At 66.5% G+C, this 15,143-nt stretch carries 13 protein-coding genes; 11 read left to right on the top strand and 2 right to left on the bottom strand.

Features of this window, described 5'->3' with window-relative positions; all coding sequences use genetic code 11:
* Positions 1-252: 252 nt before the first annotated feature.
* Positions 253-606: a hydroxyisourate hydrolase gene (gene uraH / locus FM069_RS18490; protein ID WP_143489847.1), complete on the top strand. Its 354-nt coding sequence runs from the start codon at positions 253-255 to the stop codon at positions 604-606.
* 88 nt (positions 607-694) lie between these two features.
* Here the strand turns inward: uraH and FM069_RS18485 are convergent, their stop codons facing one another.
* Both FM069_RS18485 and FM069_RS18480 read right to left on the bottom strand, forming a co-directional pair.
* Complete coding sequence (locus FM069_RS18485) at positions 695-1,324, bottom strand: LysE family translocator (RefSeq protein ID WP_143489846.1); 630 nt, start codon at positions 1,322-1,324, stop codon at positions 695-697.
* Between the two features lie 54 nt (positions 1,325-1,378).
* The gene (locus FM069_RS18480) at positions 1,379-2,704 is read right to left on the bottom strand and encodes an NCS2 family permease (RefSeq protein ID WP_143489875.1); all 1,326 of its coding nucleotides are present in this window, start codon (positions 2,702-2,704) and stop codon (positions 1,379-1,381) included.
* A 377-nt stretch (positions 2,705-3,081) separates the two neighbouring features.
* On the opposite strand from FM069_RS18480, the gene FM069_RS18475 reads away from it, so the two are divergent.
* From FM069_RS18475 to aruF, 10 genes are all read left to right on the top strand, one after another.
* Positions 3,082-3,846, top strand: a complete 765-nt coding sequence (locus FM069_RS18475; RefSeq protein ID WP_143489845.1) for a GntR family transcriptional regulator — start codon at positions 3,082-3,084, stop codon at positions 3,844-3,846.
* Between the two features lie 294 nt (positions 3,847-4,140).
* Complete coding sequence (gene acs, locus FM069_RS18470) at positions 4,141-6,096, top strand: acetate--CoA ligase (RefSeq protein ID WP_143489844.1); 1,956 nt, start codon at positions 4,141-4,143, stop codon at positions 6,094-6,096.
* Between the two features lie 835 nt (positions 6,097-6,931).
* Positions 6,932-7,711 carry an ABC transporter substrate-binding protein gene (locus FM069_RS18465; protein WP_143489843.1) on the top strand — a complete coding sequence of 260 codons (780 nt, stop codon included), beginning with the start codon at positions 6,932-6,934 and terminating at the stop codon, positions 7,709-7,711.
* Positions 7,712-7,878: 167 nt separating this feature from the next.
* Complete coding sequence (locus FM069_RS18460; RefSeq protein WP_143489842.1) at positions 7,879-8,568, top strand: ABC transporter permease; 690 nt, start codon at positions 7,879-7,881, stop codon at positions 8,566-8,568.
* 16 nt (positions 8,569-8,584) lie between these two features.
* A complete protein-coding gene (locus FM069_RS18455) occupies positions 8,585-9,283 on the top strand; it encodes an ABC transporter permease (RefSeq protein ID WP_143489841.1) in 699 nt (232 codons plus the stop codon).
* A gap of 15 nt (positions 9,284-9,298) precedes the next feature.
* Positions 9,299-10,411, top strand: a complete 1,113-nt coding sequence (locus FM069_RS18450; protein ID WP_143489840.1) for a succinylglutamate desuccinylase/aspartoacylase family protein — start codon at positions 9,299-9,301, stop codon at positions 10,409-10,411.
* 28 nt (positions 10,412-10,439) lie between these two features.
* A complete protein-coding gene (locus FM069_RS18445) occupies positions 10,440-11,204 on the top strand; it encodes an ABC transporter ATP-binding protein (RefSeq protein ID WP_143489839.1) in 765 nt (254 codons plus the stop codon).
* Positions 11,205-11,232: 28 nt separating this feature from the next.
* The gene (gene argR / locus FM069_RS18440; protein WP_178106842.1) at positions 11,233-12,216 is read left to right on the top strand and encodes a transcriptional regulator ArgR; all 984 of its coding nucleotides are present in this window, start codon (positions 11,233-11,235) and stop codon (positions 12,214-12,216) included.
* 489 nt (positions 12,217-12,705) lie between these two features.
* Positions 12,706-13,923, top strand: a complete 1,218-nt coding sequence (locus FM069_RS18435) for an aspartate aminotransferase family protein (protein WP_143489837.1) — start codon at positions 12,706-12,708, stop codon at positions 13,921-13,923.
* A gap of 146 nt (positions 13,924-14,069) precedes the next feature.
* On the top strand, positions 14,070-15,089 hold the full coding sequence (aruF, locus tag FM069_RS18430) for an arginine/ornithine succinyltransferase subunit alpha (RefSeq protein ID WP_143489836.1): 1,020 nt from the start codon (positions 14,070-14,072) through the stop codon (positions 15,087-15,089).
* The last annotated feature ends 54 nt before the right edge of the window (positions 15,090-15,143 follow it).

The raw sequence follows: 15,143 nt of genomic DNA, 5'->3' as shown, positions 1-15,143 counted from the left end.
ACGAATGACGATCACGAACAGGTAGCCGGATCGAATGGCAGGATTGTATACAAAACGTGGCGGGCTTTGTAAATGCCGCTGCGTGCCACGGTAGCGCGGCGCATCGGACCCTGATTCGTACCGGGGTGACGGACGAAACCAGCCAACGGGTCCGGCTATCTTGTGTACAGTTATCCATTAATTTGTCTACATCCGATTCGGCTGCTAAGCTCCCGGGTCATTCACGCCATCCGATCAGGGAGCCCTCGTGCGATGGGACGCTTGACCACTCATGTGCTGGACGCCGCCCATGGCCGCCCCGGCAGCGGCATCGAAATCGAACTGTTCCGCGTCGACGGCGAGCAACTGACCCGGGTCGCCCGCGCCAGCACCAACCACGACGGCCGTTGCGACAGCCCGTTGCTGCAGGGCGAGGACTTCCGTCCCGGCACCTACCAGCTGCACTTCCACGTGGGGGCGTATTACCGGCAACGAGGCGTCGAGCTGGCTGAGCCGGCTTTCCTCGACGTGGTGGCGCTGCGCTTCGGCATCGCCGCCGGCGAAGACCATTACCACGTGCCCCTGCTGGTCTCCCCTTACAGCTACTCGACCTACCGCGGTAGCTGAACCTCGCTCCAACTCGACTCACATGAGTCTCAGACCCGCGGGAAGCGGGTCTTTTTTTGTCCGCGATCCGCGATCCGCGATCCGCACCTCAGCGGCTGAGCAGCGAGGCCCCGCCGGCGCCGGCGAACAGGCCGGCGCTGATCCGCTCGAACCACACCTTGCCGCGACCGCTGCGCAGGTAGCGCGCCGCGCCGCGCGCGCCCAGCCCGTAGCCCAGCTTGCACAGCAGGTCCAGCACCGCCCAGGTGGCGATCATGGTCAGCAACTGCGCAGACAGCGGCCGCCCGGCGTCGAGGAACTGCGGCAGAAAGGCGGCGAAGAACAGGATGTCCTTGGGGTTGCTGGCACCCAGGGCAAAGGCTTTCCAGAACATCGGGCGGAACGCCGGCCTGGACGCCGCCTGCGGCTCGTCGCCCACCGCGCCGCCTTGCTGGCGCGAGGCGCGCCAGCTCTGCCAGGCCAGGTAGAACAGGTACAGCGCCCCCACCAGCTTCAGGGCACTGAACACCCGTTCGGAGGCCATCAGCAGCGCGCCCAGGCCCAGGGCGGAGGCGCTGAGCAGGCAGAGGGACGCGCTGGTGCCGCCGAGGAAGGCCGGGGTCGAGCGGCGCAGGCCGTAGTTGAGGCTGTTGCCGATCATCAGCAGCGACAGCGGGCCGGGGATGAGGATGACGACCAGCGCGGCGCTGCAGAACAGCAGCCAGGTATCCAGGCTCATGGAAAACTCCGGAGGGGCGCCCGGCGGACCGGACGCGGGGATGGAGCGTCGACCTTACAGGAAGACGAACTTGGCGATGAAGATCACGCACAGCACGTAGAGACTGGGGGAAATGTCCCGGTAGCGCCCGGTGAACAGCTTCAGCGCACCGTAGGTGAGGAAGCCCAGGGCGATGCCGTCCGCCACCGAGAAGGTCAGCGGCATCATCACCACGGTGACGATGGCCGGCAGAGTCTCGGTGTGATCGTGCCAGTCGATGTGGGCCAGGCCGCCCATCATCAGCATCGCCACGTAGATCAGCGCGCCGGCGGTGGCGTAGGCGGGGATCATGCCGGCCACCGGGGCGAAGAACATCGCCAGGACGAACAGCGCGCCCACCGTCACCGCGGTGAGCCCGGTGCGGCCGCCGACGGCCACGCCCGCCGCGCTCTCCACGTAGCTGGTCACCGGCGGCACCCCCAGCAACCCGCCCATCACGCTGGAGGCGCTGTCCGCCTTCATCGCCCGGGACAGGTTGTGGATGCGGCCGTCCTCGCCCACCAGTCCGGCGCGCTGGGCCACCCCCATCAGGGTGCCGGCGGTGTCGAACATGTGCACGAAGAGGAACGCCAGGATCACGCTGATCATGCTGACGTCGAAGGCGCCGCGCACGTCCATGGCCAGGAAGGTGGGCGCCAGGCTCGGCGGCAGGGAGAACACACCGCCGTAGCTCACCAGGCCGAGGCCCCAGCCGGCCAGGGTCACGGCGAGGATGCTGATGAGGATGCCGCCGAACACCCGGTGGTATTCGAGGATCGCGATGGAGAGGAAGCACAGGGCCGCCAGCAGCGGCGCGGGTTCGGTGAGGTGGCCCAGCTTCACCAGGGTCGCCGGGCTGGCCACCACGATGCCGGCGGTCTTCAGACCGATCAGCCCGAGGAACAACCCCACCCCGGCGCCCATGGCGAAGCGCAGGCTGGGCGGGATGCTGTTGAGCAGCCACTCGCGGACCCGGGAGAAGGTCAGCCCCATGAACAGCACCCCGGAGAGGAACACCGCCCCCAGAGCGATCTGCCAGCTGTAGCCGAGGGTGCCCACCACGGTGTAGGTGAAGAACGCGTTCAGGCCCATGCCCGGGGCCAGCCCCACCGGCCAGTTGGCATAGAGCCCCATAAGGAAGCAGCCCAGGGCGGCCGCCAGGCAGGTGGCGACGAAGGCCGCACCGTGGTCGATCCCGGCATCGGCCATGATGTTGGGGTTGACGAAGATGATGTAGGCCATGGTGATGAAGGTGGTGACGCCGGCGGCCAGCTCGGTCTTAACCGAGGTGCCGTGGGCCCGGAGCTGGAACAGCCGCTCCAGGAGGCCGCGGCGGGAGTGTGCGTCGGCCGGGGCCGCCACGCTGGAAGGAGTTGGGGTGCTGTCCACGGGTGGTCCTCGTTCTTATTGTCACGACCCGTCCGCCGACGGGTTCCGCTGCCGCATCTCCTGACCGGGAGGTCAGGAAATCGTGCGCAATGGATTATGCTTTTGTATACAAATAATGCAAACGGAGTTTCCGAAATGCCTCCCCGGTTGGATCGAATCATGCCGTCCGGTCGGATCGCAGTAGGGCATGGCGCGTCCACGAGCCGTGTCCTTTCTCCAAAGCGGCGCAGGCCAGGCGGGCTGTCCATCCACCGGCCGATACCCACCGGTCATCGTTTGCCGGGCGCTTGTGTACAATGCGGCTTTTCCGCCGCGGCTTTGCGCGGCGATCGCCGACCGGAACGGGAACCATGAGCCAACAGCTGCCCCTCAAGAAGCCGACGCGTGCCAGCAAGAGCCCGCGCAGCGGAACCCAGGACGATGTGGTCTACGCGCACATCTTCGACGCCATCCTGGAGCAGCGTCTGGCCCCGGGGACCAAGCTGAGCGAGGAGGCGCTGGGGGAAATCTTCGGGGTCAGCCGCACCATCATCCGCCGCGCCCTGTCGCGGCTCGGCCACGAAGGCGTGGTGCTGCTGCGCCCCAACCGCGGCGCGGTGGTGGCCAGCCCCAGCGTCGAGGAAGCCCGGCAGATCTTCTATGCCCGGCGCCTGGTGGAGAAAGCCATCACCGAACTGGCGGTGGAGCACGCCACGGCCGAGCAACTGGCCGAGCTGCGCCGCCTGGTAAGCGAGGAGCAGGCCTGCTTTTCCCGGGGCGACCGAGGCGCCGGCATCCGCCTCTCCGGCGAATTCCACCTGAAGCTGGCGGAGGCTGCGAAGAACGCGCCCCTGGTAGGGTTCCAGCGCAGCCTGGTGTCACAGACCTCGCTGATCATCGCCCAGTACGAGAGCGGTGGCCGCTCCCACTGTTCCTACGACGAGCACAACCGGCTGATCGACGCCATCGAGTCCCGGGACGCTGCCAAGGCGGTGGAGCTGATGATGCACCACATGGACCACATCGACGGCAAGCTGAACCTGGAGGAAGAGGGCGCCTCCGACGACTTGCACGCGGTGTTCTCCCACCTGCTGGGCACCCGCAAGAAGAGCCCGCGCGGCGCCGACCGCCTCTGATTTCCCACGGGCGGAACGCCTCCTCGTTCCGCCTGTGTCTTTTCCGCCTCCGCTTTCTGCCTTCCTCCACGCACCCGACGCGCCGGTCGCCCGGTGGCCGCTCCCGCCTGCCTTTCGCGCCTGGCCGTCTATGCTGAGAGTCGACGCGACACGTGCCTTGCCCGCCCATTCGACCCGGTAGACCTTGGTCGAATGGTTGCGCCTGCCCGCCGCCGTTACAAAATGAACCCACCCGATACGTGGTTCTCTACAAGAACAGAACAACAAATGACTTCAGTAATCGAGGTAATGCCCATGAGTGCCGCTTCCCTGTATCCCGTACGCCCCGAGGTGGCCGCCCAGACGCTGACGGACGAGGCCTCCTACAAGGCGCTGTACCAGCAATCGGTGATCAACCCGGACGGCTTCTGGCGCGAACAGGCCCAGCGCCTGGACTGGATCAAGCCATTCACCCGGGTCAAGCAGACCTCCTTCGACGACCACCACGTCGACATTAAATGGTTCGCCGACGGTACCCTCAACGTTTCCTACAACTGCCTGGACCGTCACCTGGAAACCCGCGGCGACCAGGTCGCCATCATCTGGGAAGGCGACGACCCCGCGGAACACCGCCACATCACCTACCGCGAACTCCACGAGCAGGTCTGCAAGTTCGCCAACGCCCTGCGCGGCCAGGACGTGCATCGGGGCGACGTGGTAACCATCTACATGCCGATGATCCCCGAGGCGGTGGTGGCGATGCTCGCCTGTGCCCGCATCGGCGCGATCCACTCCGTGGTCTTCGGCGGGTTTTCCCCGGAAGCCCTGGCGGGCCGCATCATTGACTGCAAGTCCAAGGTGGTGATCACCGCCGACGAAGGCGTGCGCGCCGGCAAGAAGACCCCGCTCAAGGCCAACGTCGACGACGCCCTGACCAACCCGGAAACCAACAGCGTCCAGAAGGTCATCGTGTGCAAGCGCACCGGGGCCGACATCAAGTGGAACACCCACCGCGACATCTGGTTCGAGGACCTGATGAAGGTGGCTGGCAGCGTCTGTGCGCCGAAGGAAATGGGGGCCGAGGAAGCGCTGTTCATCCTTTATACCTCCGGCTCCACCGGCAAGCCGAAGGGCGTGCTGCACACCACCGGCGGCTACCTGGTCTACGCCGCGCTGACCCACGAGCGGGTATTCGACTACCGCCCGGGCGAGGTGTACTGGTGCACCGCCGACGTGGGCTGGGTCACCGGCCACAGCTACATCGTCTACGGCCCCCTGGCCAATGGCGCCACCACTGTGCTGTTCGAGGGCGTGCCCAACTACCCGGACGTGACCCGGGTGGCCAAGATCATCGACAAGCACAAGGTCAACATCCTCTACACCGCCCCTACCGCCATCCGCGCCATGATGGCCCAGGGCGATGCCGCGGTGGCCGGTGCCGACGGCTCCAGCCTGCGCCTGCTGGGATCGGTGGGCGAGCCCATCAACCCCGAGGCCTGGCACTGGTACTACAGCACCGTCGGCAAGGAACGCTGCCCTATCGTCGACACTTGGTGGCAGACCGAAACCGGCGGCGTGCTGATCAGCCCGCTGCCCGGCGCCACCGCCCTCAAGCCGGGCTCCGCCACGCGGCCGTTCTTCGGCGTGCAGCCGGCCCTGGTGGACAACCTGGGCAACCTGATCGAGGGGCCGGCCGAAGGCAACCTGGTGATCATCGATTCGTGGCCGGGTCAGGCCCGCTCCCTGTACGGCGATCACGATCGCTTCGTCGACACCTACTTCAAGACCTTCAAGGGCATGTATTTCACCGGCGACGGTGCGCGCCGCGACGAGGATAGCTATTGGTGGATCACCGGCCGGGTGGACGACGTGCTCAACGTGTCCGGCCACCGCATGGGGACCGCGGAGATCGAAAGCGCCATGGTCGCCCACGCGAAGGTGGCGGAAGCGGCAGTGGTCGGCGTCCCCCATGACATCAAGGGGCAGGGCATCTACGTCTACGTCACCCTCAACAGCGGCGAGGAGCCCTCCGAGCAGCTGCGCCAGGAACTCAAGGCCTGGGTGCGCAAGGAGATCGGCCCGATCGCGGTGCCGGACGTCATCCAGTGGGCCCCCGGCCTGCCGAAGACCCGCTCCGGCAAGATCATGCGGCGCATCCTGCGCAAGATCGCCACGGGCGAGTACGAGTCCCTGGGCGACATCTCCACCCTGGCCGATCCGGGCGTGGTGCAGCACCTGATCGACACCCATCGCACCATGCAGGCCGCCTGATCGGCGCCTGAGCGAGCCCGCTTCCCTGAAAGGGGAGGCGGGCTTTTTTATGGGCGCGGAATGGCGGCCATGAGACGCGACAGGCTGGCCCGGTGCTCGGGTGGATCGTGGCTTCAGCGCCTTCCACCGTAATGGATGCGCAGATAGCGCCTGGCTCCCCACCGTTCATACGCAAACCCGAAGAGCGGTCGAGCCAGGCTGTCTCTCAGTGAGCTTATACGTATCCCGGCCGGTCTGGCAGGGGAGGCTGGGCCGGTCCCCAATGGGGGCGGCTCAGGTGTCATTCTGTTTTATTCGAAAGTCGGCCCATTCGTTTCCGCATCTTTTTCCGAAAGAGGCTAGGGCGGCGCAAGGATGTCATCGACTACCCATTTCTGCGTCCAGCCAGACGAATATCGGCATTCGAGGTGCTGTTACGGCCGGTCGTACTCCGTAACGCCTGTGTTTCCGATTGGATCTTTCCAGGCCTCAGTTTCGTGTATCGTGCTGCTCCTGATGCGCGCCTTTATCATACAAGTCGATGTTTATTAAGGAGTTTGAAAGAAAGGCTCGGTTATTGCTTGGATACCGGGTTGTACGTTATGCCTGGTCAGTCACAATCCGTCCCGCCTGTCAATGCCGGCCCGCCAGGGTCCAGTCGCTTTTGTAATTACTTGTCGCATTGAGAAAATATCGGCTTTCCACCTCCCGATAGAATGCCGGACACCCAGCCGCAACGGGTCGCGCAGCTTCAGCGCGCGGCGCGTCGTCGTTACTCCTACAATTCACGCGCGGCGGCGTCCCCCTCGAGCTCGTCTGCCAGTCATACATTTGCCACACGAATCGGAGTCATAAGATGAAGAAGATCCTGCTTCTCGGCGCCCTGGCGCTGTCCGTCCTGTCACCCCTGACCATGGCCGACGACGCCAAGCCGCTGCGGATCGGTATCGAGGCCGCTTATCCTCCCTTCGCCTACAAGACCGCCGAAGGCACCATCGCCGGCTTCGACTACGACATCGGCAACGCCCTGTGCACCGAGATGAAGGTCGAGTGCAAGTGGATCGAGCAAGAGTTCGACGGCCTGATCCCGGCCCTGAAGGTCCGCAAGTTCGACGCCATCCTCTCGTCCATGTCCATCACCGACGAGCGCAAGAAGTCCGTGGACTTCACCGGCAAGTACTACTCCACCCCGGCCAAGCTGGCGATGAAGGCCGGTACCGAGCTCAAGGACCCGCTGGCGGACCTGAAGGGCAAGAAAGTCGGCGTGCAGCGCTCCTCGATCTACGACCGCTACGCCACCGAAGTCTTCGCCCCCGCCGGCGCCGAAGTGGTGCGCTACGGCTCCCAGAACGAAGTGTTCCTCGACCTGGCCTCGGGTCGCCTGGACGCCACCCTGGCGGACTCGGTGAACATCGATCAGGGCTTCCTCAAGACCGACGCCGGCAAGGGCTTCGCCTTTGCCGGGCCTGACTTCACCGACGAGAAATACTTCGGCGAAGGCCAGGGCATCGCGGTTCGCAAGGGCGACAAGGCCCTGGCCGACAAGATCAGCGCCGCCATCCTGGCCATCCGTGCCAACGGCAAGTACAAGGAAATCCAGGACAAGTACTTCCAGTTCGACGTTTACGGCAAGTAAGCGTCCGGCATTCGAGCAGCAGTTCCCTTCCCGGTGTCCGCCGGGGAGGGCGAGGATAAGGCGGGGCCCGCTGCGGGCCGTCGCCTCCCAGTCCGCGGGCGGGAGGTGAGCGCCGCGCTGCCTTGGGCTCTTCGTCCCTCAACACCTCATTCCGAGGACTCGAAATCATGCTGAACGGCTACGGTGCGACCATCGTCGAGGGTGCCTGGCTCACCCTGACGCTGGCGCTTTCTTCCATGGCGGTGGCGATCCTGCTGGGCCTGATCGGCGCGGCGTTCCGCCTGTCGCCCGTCCGCTGGCTGGCGCTGCTGGGCGAGGCCTACGCCACGGTGATCCGGGGCATTCCCGACCTGGTGCTGATCCTGCTGATCTTCTACGGTGGCCAGGATTTGGTGAACCGCGTCGCCCCGCTGCTGGGCTATGACGACTACATCGATCTGAACCCCTTCGCCTCCGGCGTCTTCACCCTCGGCTTCATCTTCGGTGCCTACCTGTCCGAGACCTTCCGCGGTGCCTTCATGGCGATTCCCAGGGGCCAGGGCGAGGCGGGCGCGGCCTACGGCATGAGCGGCCTGCAGGTGTTCTTCCGCATCCTGGTGCCGCAGATGATCCGCCTGGCGATCCCCGGCTTCACCAACAACTGGCTGGTGCTGACCAAAGCCACTGCGCTGATTTCGGTGGTGGGCCTGCAGGACATGATGTTCAAGGCGAAGAACGCCGCCGATGCCACCCGCGAGCCGTTCACCTTCTACCTCGCGGTCGCGGCGCTCTACCTGGTGCTGACCAGCGTGTCCCTGCTGGCCCTGCGCTACCTGGAAAAACGCTATTCCGCCGGCATCAAGACGGCCGAACTGTGAGCCGCGGAGCGAACCTATGATCTTCGATTACAACGTCATCTGGGAAAACCTGCCGCTGTACCTGGGCGGCGTGCTGGTCACCCTCAAGCTCCTGGCGATCTCCCTGGCACTGGGCCTGCTGGCGGCGATCCCGCTGGCCCTGATGCGGGTCTCGCGCCAGCCGGCAGTGAATCTCCCGGCCTGGCTCTACACCTACGTGATCCGCGGCACGCCGATGCTGGTGCAGCTGTTCCTGATCTACTACGGCCTGGCGCAATTCCCGGCAATCCGCGACAGCGTGCTCTGGCCCTATCTGTCCAACGCCACCTTCTGCGCGTGCCTGGCGTTCGCCGTCAACACCAGCGCCTACACCGCCGAGATCCTCGCCGGCAGCCTCAAGGCCACGCCCCATGGCGAGATCGAGGCGGCCAAGGCCATGGGCATGTCCCGCGGCAAGCTCTACCGGCGCATCCTGCTGCCGTCGGCCCTGCGCCGCGCGCTGCCGCAGTACAGCAACGAAGTCATCATGATGCTGCACACCACCAGCCTCGCTTCCATCGTCACGCTGATCGACATTACCGGCGCCGCGCGTACCGTGAGCTCCCAGTACTACCTGCCGTTCGAGGCGTACATCACCGCCGGTGCGTTCTACCTGTGCCTGACCTTCGTCCTGGTCCGCCTGTTCAAGCGCGCCGAGCGCCGCTGGCTGGCCTACCTCGCGCCGCGCAAGGCCTGAGGGGAGGGCCGCGGCGTGCAGCGCATCGATCACGACCTGCCCTGGGGCCTGCCGGGCACCCAGCGCCGGCTGACGGTGTTCCGCTTCGGCAGCGGCCCGCGCAAGGCCTACCTGCAGGCCTCGCTGCACGCCGACGAGTTGCCCGGCATGCGGGTGGCGGTGGAGCTGAAGCGGCGCCTGCGGGAGCTGGAAGCCGAGGGGCGCCTGCAGGGCGTGGTCGAACTGGTGCCGGTGGCCAATCCCATCGGCCTCGGCCAGGTGCTGCAGGGCGTGCACCAGGGGCGGTTCGAACAGGCCGGCGGGCAGAACTTCAACCGCGCATTCGTCGACCTGGCCGAGGCGCTGACGCCGGCGCATGCGGCGCGCCTGGGCGATGAGGCGACCACCAACGTGCGGCTGATCCGCGAAGCCATGCACATCGCCCTGGACGGCCTGCCGCCGGCTCGTTCGGAGTGGCAGGGGTTGCAGCGGCTGCTGCTCAAGCATGCTTGCGATGCCGACCTGGTGCTGGACCTGCACTGCGATTTCGAGGCCGTGGTCCACCTGTATCCGATCCCCCAGCAATGGCCGCGCCTGCGTTCCCTGGCGGCGCGCCTGGGGGCGGGCGCTGCGCTGCTGACCGAGGAATCCGGCGGCTACTCCTTCGACGAGGCCTGTTCCACGCCCTGGCTGCGGCTCTCGCGCCGCTACCCCGAGGCGGACATCCCGCTGGCCTGTCTCGCCGCCACCGTCGAGCTGGGTGGCATGGCCGACACCGGGGCGGATCAGGCTCGCGCCAGCGCCGAGGCGATCCTCGCGTTCCTGGCGGAGCAGGGCCTGCTGAGCGGCGACTGGCCGCCGGCCCCTGAGGCCTGCTGCGAGGCCACGCCCTTCGAAGGCACCGAATTCGTCTACCCGCCCCACGCCGGGGTGGTGAGTTTCCTCCGGCCGGTGGGGGCGTCGGTCAAGGCCGGCGAACCGCTGCTGGAGGTGATCGACCCGCTGGAGGACCGCCACAGCGTGGTGCGTGCTTCGGTGGACGGGGTGCTCTATGCCCGCGAGCGCCTGCGTTTCGCGCAGCCCGGTCTGTGGCTGGCCAAGGTGGCCGGCCGTCATCCCATCCGCAGCGGACGCCTGTTGAGCGACTGACATCTCCGCTTTCTTGAGAGCCCATACCATGTACAAACTCGAAGTCCAGGACCTGCACAAGCGCTACGGCAGCCACGAAGTGCTCAAGGGCGTCTCCCTGGCGGCGAAGGCCGGCGACGTGATCAGCATCATCGGCTCCAGCGGGTCGGGCAAGAGCACCTTCCTGCGCTGCATCAACATGCTGGAGCAGCCCTACGGCGGGAAGATTCTGCTCAACGGTGAAGAGCTCAAGCTGGTTCCGGGCAAGGAAGGCGCGCTCAAGGCGGCAGACCCCAAGCAGCTGCAGCGCATGCGCTCGCGGCTGGCCATGGTGTTCCAGCATTTCAACCTGTGGTCCCACATGACCGCCCTGGAGAACGTCATCGAGGCGCCGGTGCACGTGCTGGGGATGGCCAAGAAGGACGCCCTGGAAAAGGCCGAGCATTACCTGGCCAAGGTGGGTGTGGCCCATCGCAAGGACGCCTACCCGGGCCACATGTCCGGTGGCGAGCAGCAGCGGGTGGCCATCGCCCGCGCCCTGGCCATGGAGCCCGAGGTGATGCTGTTCGACGAGCCCACCTCGGCCCTGGACCCGGAGCTGGTGGGCGAGGTGCTCAAGGTGATGCGCGACCTGGCTCAAGAGGGCCGCACAATGGTGGTGGTGACCCACGAGATGGGGTTTGCCCGGGAAGTCTCGAACCAGCTGATCTTCCTCCACAAGGGTCTGGTGGAGGAGGCGGGCTGCCCGCGCGAGGTGCTGGCGAACCCGAAATCGGAACGGCTCCAGCAATTCCTGTCAGGCAGCCTCAAGTAATCGCCGCGCTGCGGCTAGAATGCCAGCCATGACAGCATCCGCCCAACGAATCGGTTTTCTCATCTGGCCCGGCACCAAGGCCATCACTCTGGCGCTGGCCGAGGAAGCGCTGCGCGTCGCGCGGCGGCTGCACCCGGACGCCCTCTACGAGCCGGCGTTCTTCCACGCCGAGCCGCTGGAAGGCGGCTGGTCGTTGCCGGGCGAGCCCTGGAACGGCCGCCTGGACGGCCTGCAGCGGCTGTTCCTGATCGCCGACGAGCCGCTGCTGAGCGTGTCGCAGCCGCTGTCCAGCGCTCTCAAGCAGCTGGTGCGCGGCGGGTGCGTGGTCGGCGCGCTGTCCGCCGGGGTCTATCCCCTGGCTCAGCTGGGGCTGCTCGACGGCTACCGCGCCGCCGTGCACTGGCGCTGGCAGGACGACTTCACCGAGCGCTACCCCAAGGTCATCGCCACCAGCCACCTGTTCGACTGGGACCGCGACCGCCTCAGCGCCTGTGGCGGCCTGGCCGTGCTGGACCTGCTGCTGGCCCTGCTGGCGCGCGACCATGGCGCCGAACTGGCCGGTGCAGTCAGTGAGGAACTGGTGGTGGAGCGCATCCGCGAGGGAGGCGAGCGCCAGCGTATCCCGCTGCAGAATCGCCTTGGCTCCAGCCATCCGAAGCTGACCCAGGCGGTGCTGCTGATGGAGGCGAACATCGAGGAGCCGCTGACCACCGACGAGATCGCCCAGCACGTGTGCGTGTCCCGGCGGCAACTGGAGCGGATCTTCAAGCAGTACCTGAGTCGCGTGCCCAGCCAGTATTACCTCGAGCTGCGCCTGAACAAGGCGCGGCAGATGCTGATGCAGACCAGCAAGTCGATCATCCAGATCGGCCTGTCCTGCGGCTTTTCTTCCGGCCCGCACTTTTCCAGCGCCTACCGCAACTTCTTCGGGGTGACGCCCCGGGAGGACCGCAACCAGCGGCGCAGCGGCGGTAGTTTCGACAGCGCGCCCTCGGCCGCCGAGCGCGGCTGAAGCCCCAGGCCGGGATATATCCGCTCGTCTGCTGCGGGAGGGTGAGTCCCGCGGCTGGCGCAAGGCCATGGCCCACAGGGGCGACAGGTTCATTTTCGCGGCGCTCGGGCCAGGCGGGCCGTGGGCATCGACCTGTGTTCACAGGCGTCGGCGCGATCGGTTGGTTGTCGATCCTCTCGCTCGGTTCGAAATCGAACCTTCTGACTCGGCCCGCACCCTGATTTGAGCCATTCGCATCCCGGCGGTACGGACGTGCAAGAAGTCGGATATTTCCCGGTCTGTACTGTAGTGAAAATTTGCCAGCGCTGGCGCTCCCTCCCTGCCCAGCGTTTACACTGCGCCATTCCGACGGTTTTTGTCGCTTTGCCGTAAGCCGCGGAAAATCACGGGTTGCCGCTATAAGAAGTTGTCGCATGGCGGCAATGAAGGCCCCCGTGCAGTCCCTACAATCCTTCTCAATCGATAGCCGTTCAAGGCAGGAGAATCCCGATGTCTGTTGAGCATGCGCCGGTGCAACGCGCCGATTTCGACCAGCTGATGGTCCCCAACTACGCCCCTGCCGCCTTCATTCCGGTGCGTGGCCAGGGTTCCCGCGTATGGGACCAGAGCGGTCGAGAGCTGGTCGACTTCGCCGGGGGGATCGCCGTGAACGTCCTGGGTCACTGCCACCCGGCCCTGGTGGGCGCATTGACCGAGCAGGCCAACCGTCTGTGGCACGTCTCCAACGTCTTCACCAACGAACCGGCCTTGCGCCTGGCGAAGAAGCTCGTCGACGCCACCTTCGCCGAGCGGGTGTTCTTCTGCAACTCCGGCGCCGAGGCCAACGAGGCCGCCTTTAAACTGGCGCGCCGCGTCGCCCACGACCGCTTCGGGCCGGAGAAGCACGAGATCATCGCCGCGCTCAACAGCTTCCACGGGCGCACCCTGTTCACTGTCAGCGTCGCCGGCCAGCCGAAGTACTCCGACGGCTTCGGGCCGAAGATCCAGGGCATCACCCACGTCCCCTTCAACGACCTGGACGCCCTCAAGGCGGCCATCTCCGACAAGACCTGCGCCGTGGTGCTGGAGCCGATCCAGGGCGAGGGCGGCGTGCTGCCCGCCGAGCGTGCCTACCTGGAAGGCGCCCGCGCCCTCTGCGATGCCCACGACGCGCTGCTGATCTTCGACGAAGTGCAGACCGGCATGGGCCGTACCGGCGAACTGTTCGCCCACCAGCATTTCGGCGTCACCCCGGACATCCTCTCCAGCGCCAAGAGCCTGGGCGGCGGTTTCCCCATCGGCGCGATGCTGACCACCACCGAGGTCGCCAAGCACCTGGCGGTGGGTACCCACGGCACCACCTACGGCGGCAACCCGCTGGCCTGCGCCGTGGGCGAGGCGGTGATGGACGTGGTCAACACCCCCGAGGTACTGCAGGGCGTGAAGGACCGTGGCGAGCGGATGAGCGCCCGCCTGCGCGAGCTGGGCCAGCGCTACGGCGTGTTCAGCGACGTGCGTGGCCTGGGCCTGCTGATCGGCTGCGTGCTGACCGACGCCTGGAAGGGCAAGGCCAAGGACATCCTCAACGCGGCCGAGAAGGAAGCGGTGATGATCCTGCAGGCCAGTCCGGACGTGGTGCGCTTCGCCCCCAGCCTGGTGATCGACGACGCCGACATCGACGAAGGCCTGGCCCGCTTCGAGCGAGCCCTGGCCAAGCTGACGGCCTGACGCCTCGGGGCGCGCCGTGATGCTGGCGCGCCCTCGCGGCCCGGCGCGTTTCCCGACGCGCTTCAACGTTCATGCGTGACCGGCGCGAGCCGGTTTTCTCCGGGCGATCCGCAGTGCCCGGAGCTTTTCTTGAGAGGAGTGACACCATGCTGGTGATGCGCCCTGCGCAAATGTCTGACCTGGCCGAAGTTCGGCGTCTGGCTGCGGACAGCCCGGTCGGTGTCACCTCGTTGCCGGACGACGACGACCGCCTGAAGGACAAGCTGCGCGCGTCCGAGGCCTCGTTCGCCGCGGAAGTCAGCTTCAATGGCGAGGAAAGCTATTTCTTCGTCCTCGAAGACATCGGCAGCGGGCGCCTGGCGGGTTGCTCCGGCATCGTCGCCTCGGCTGGCTATTCCGAGCCGTTCTACAGCTTCCGCAACGAGACCTTCGTGCACGCCGCCCGCGAGCTGAAGATCCACAACAAAATCCACGTCCTGTCCCTGTGCCACGACCTCACCGGCAACAGCCTGCTGACCAGTTTCTACGTGGAGCGGCCGCTGGTGGACACGGTGTTCGCCGAGCTGAACTCCCGCGCCCGCCTGCTGTTCGTGGCGAGCCACCCGGAGCGCTTCGCCGACTCGGTGGTGACCGAGATCGTCGGCCAGAGCGACGAGCAGGGGGACTCGCCGTTCTGGGACGCGGTGGGCCGCAACTTCTTCGACATGAACTACGCCGAGGCCGAGCGCCTGTGCGGCCTGAAGAGCCGCACCTTCCTCGCCGAGCTGATGCCCCACTACCCGATCTACGTACCGTTGCTGCCGGACAGCGCCCAGGAAGCCATGGGCCAGGTCCACCCCCGGGCGCAGATCACCTTCGACATCCTGATGCGCGAAGGCTTCGAGACCGACCACTACATCGACATCTTCGATGGCGGCCCGACCCTCCACGCCCGCACCTCCGGCATCCGTTCCATCGCCCAGAGCCGCGTGGTGCCGGTGCGCATCGGCGAGCCGGCGGCCAAGGGCGGTCGCTCGTACCTGGTGAGCAACGGCCTGCTGCAGGACTACCGCGCCCTGGTGGCCGAGCTGGATTGGGTGCCCGGCAAGCCGGTGACCCTGTCCATGGCCGCGGCCGAGGCCCTGGGGGTCGGCGAGGGCGCCAGCGTGCGCCTGGTGGCAGTTTGAGCAAACCCGTTCCAGGCCGACCGCCCGCGGTCGGCCCTCTCGCCCGTCACCAGC

Source organism: Pseudomonas mangiferae, assembly GCF_007109405.1.
Taxonomy (GTDB): domain Bacteria; phylum Pseudomonadota; class Gammaproteobacteria; order Pseudomonadales; family Pseudomonadaceae; genus Pseudomonas_T; species Pseudomonas_T mangiferae.
The sequence above is the reverse complement of the archived record's forward strand: the minus strand, read 5'-3'. Positions and strand labels throughout refer to the sequence as shown.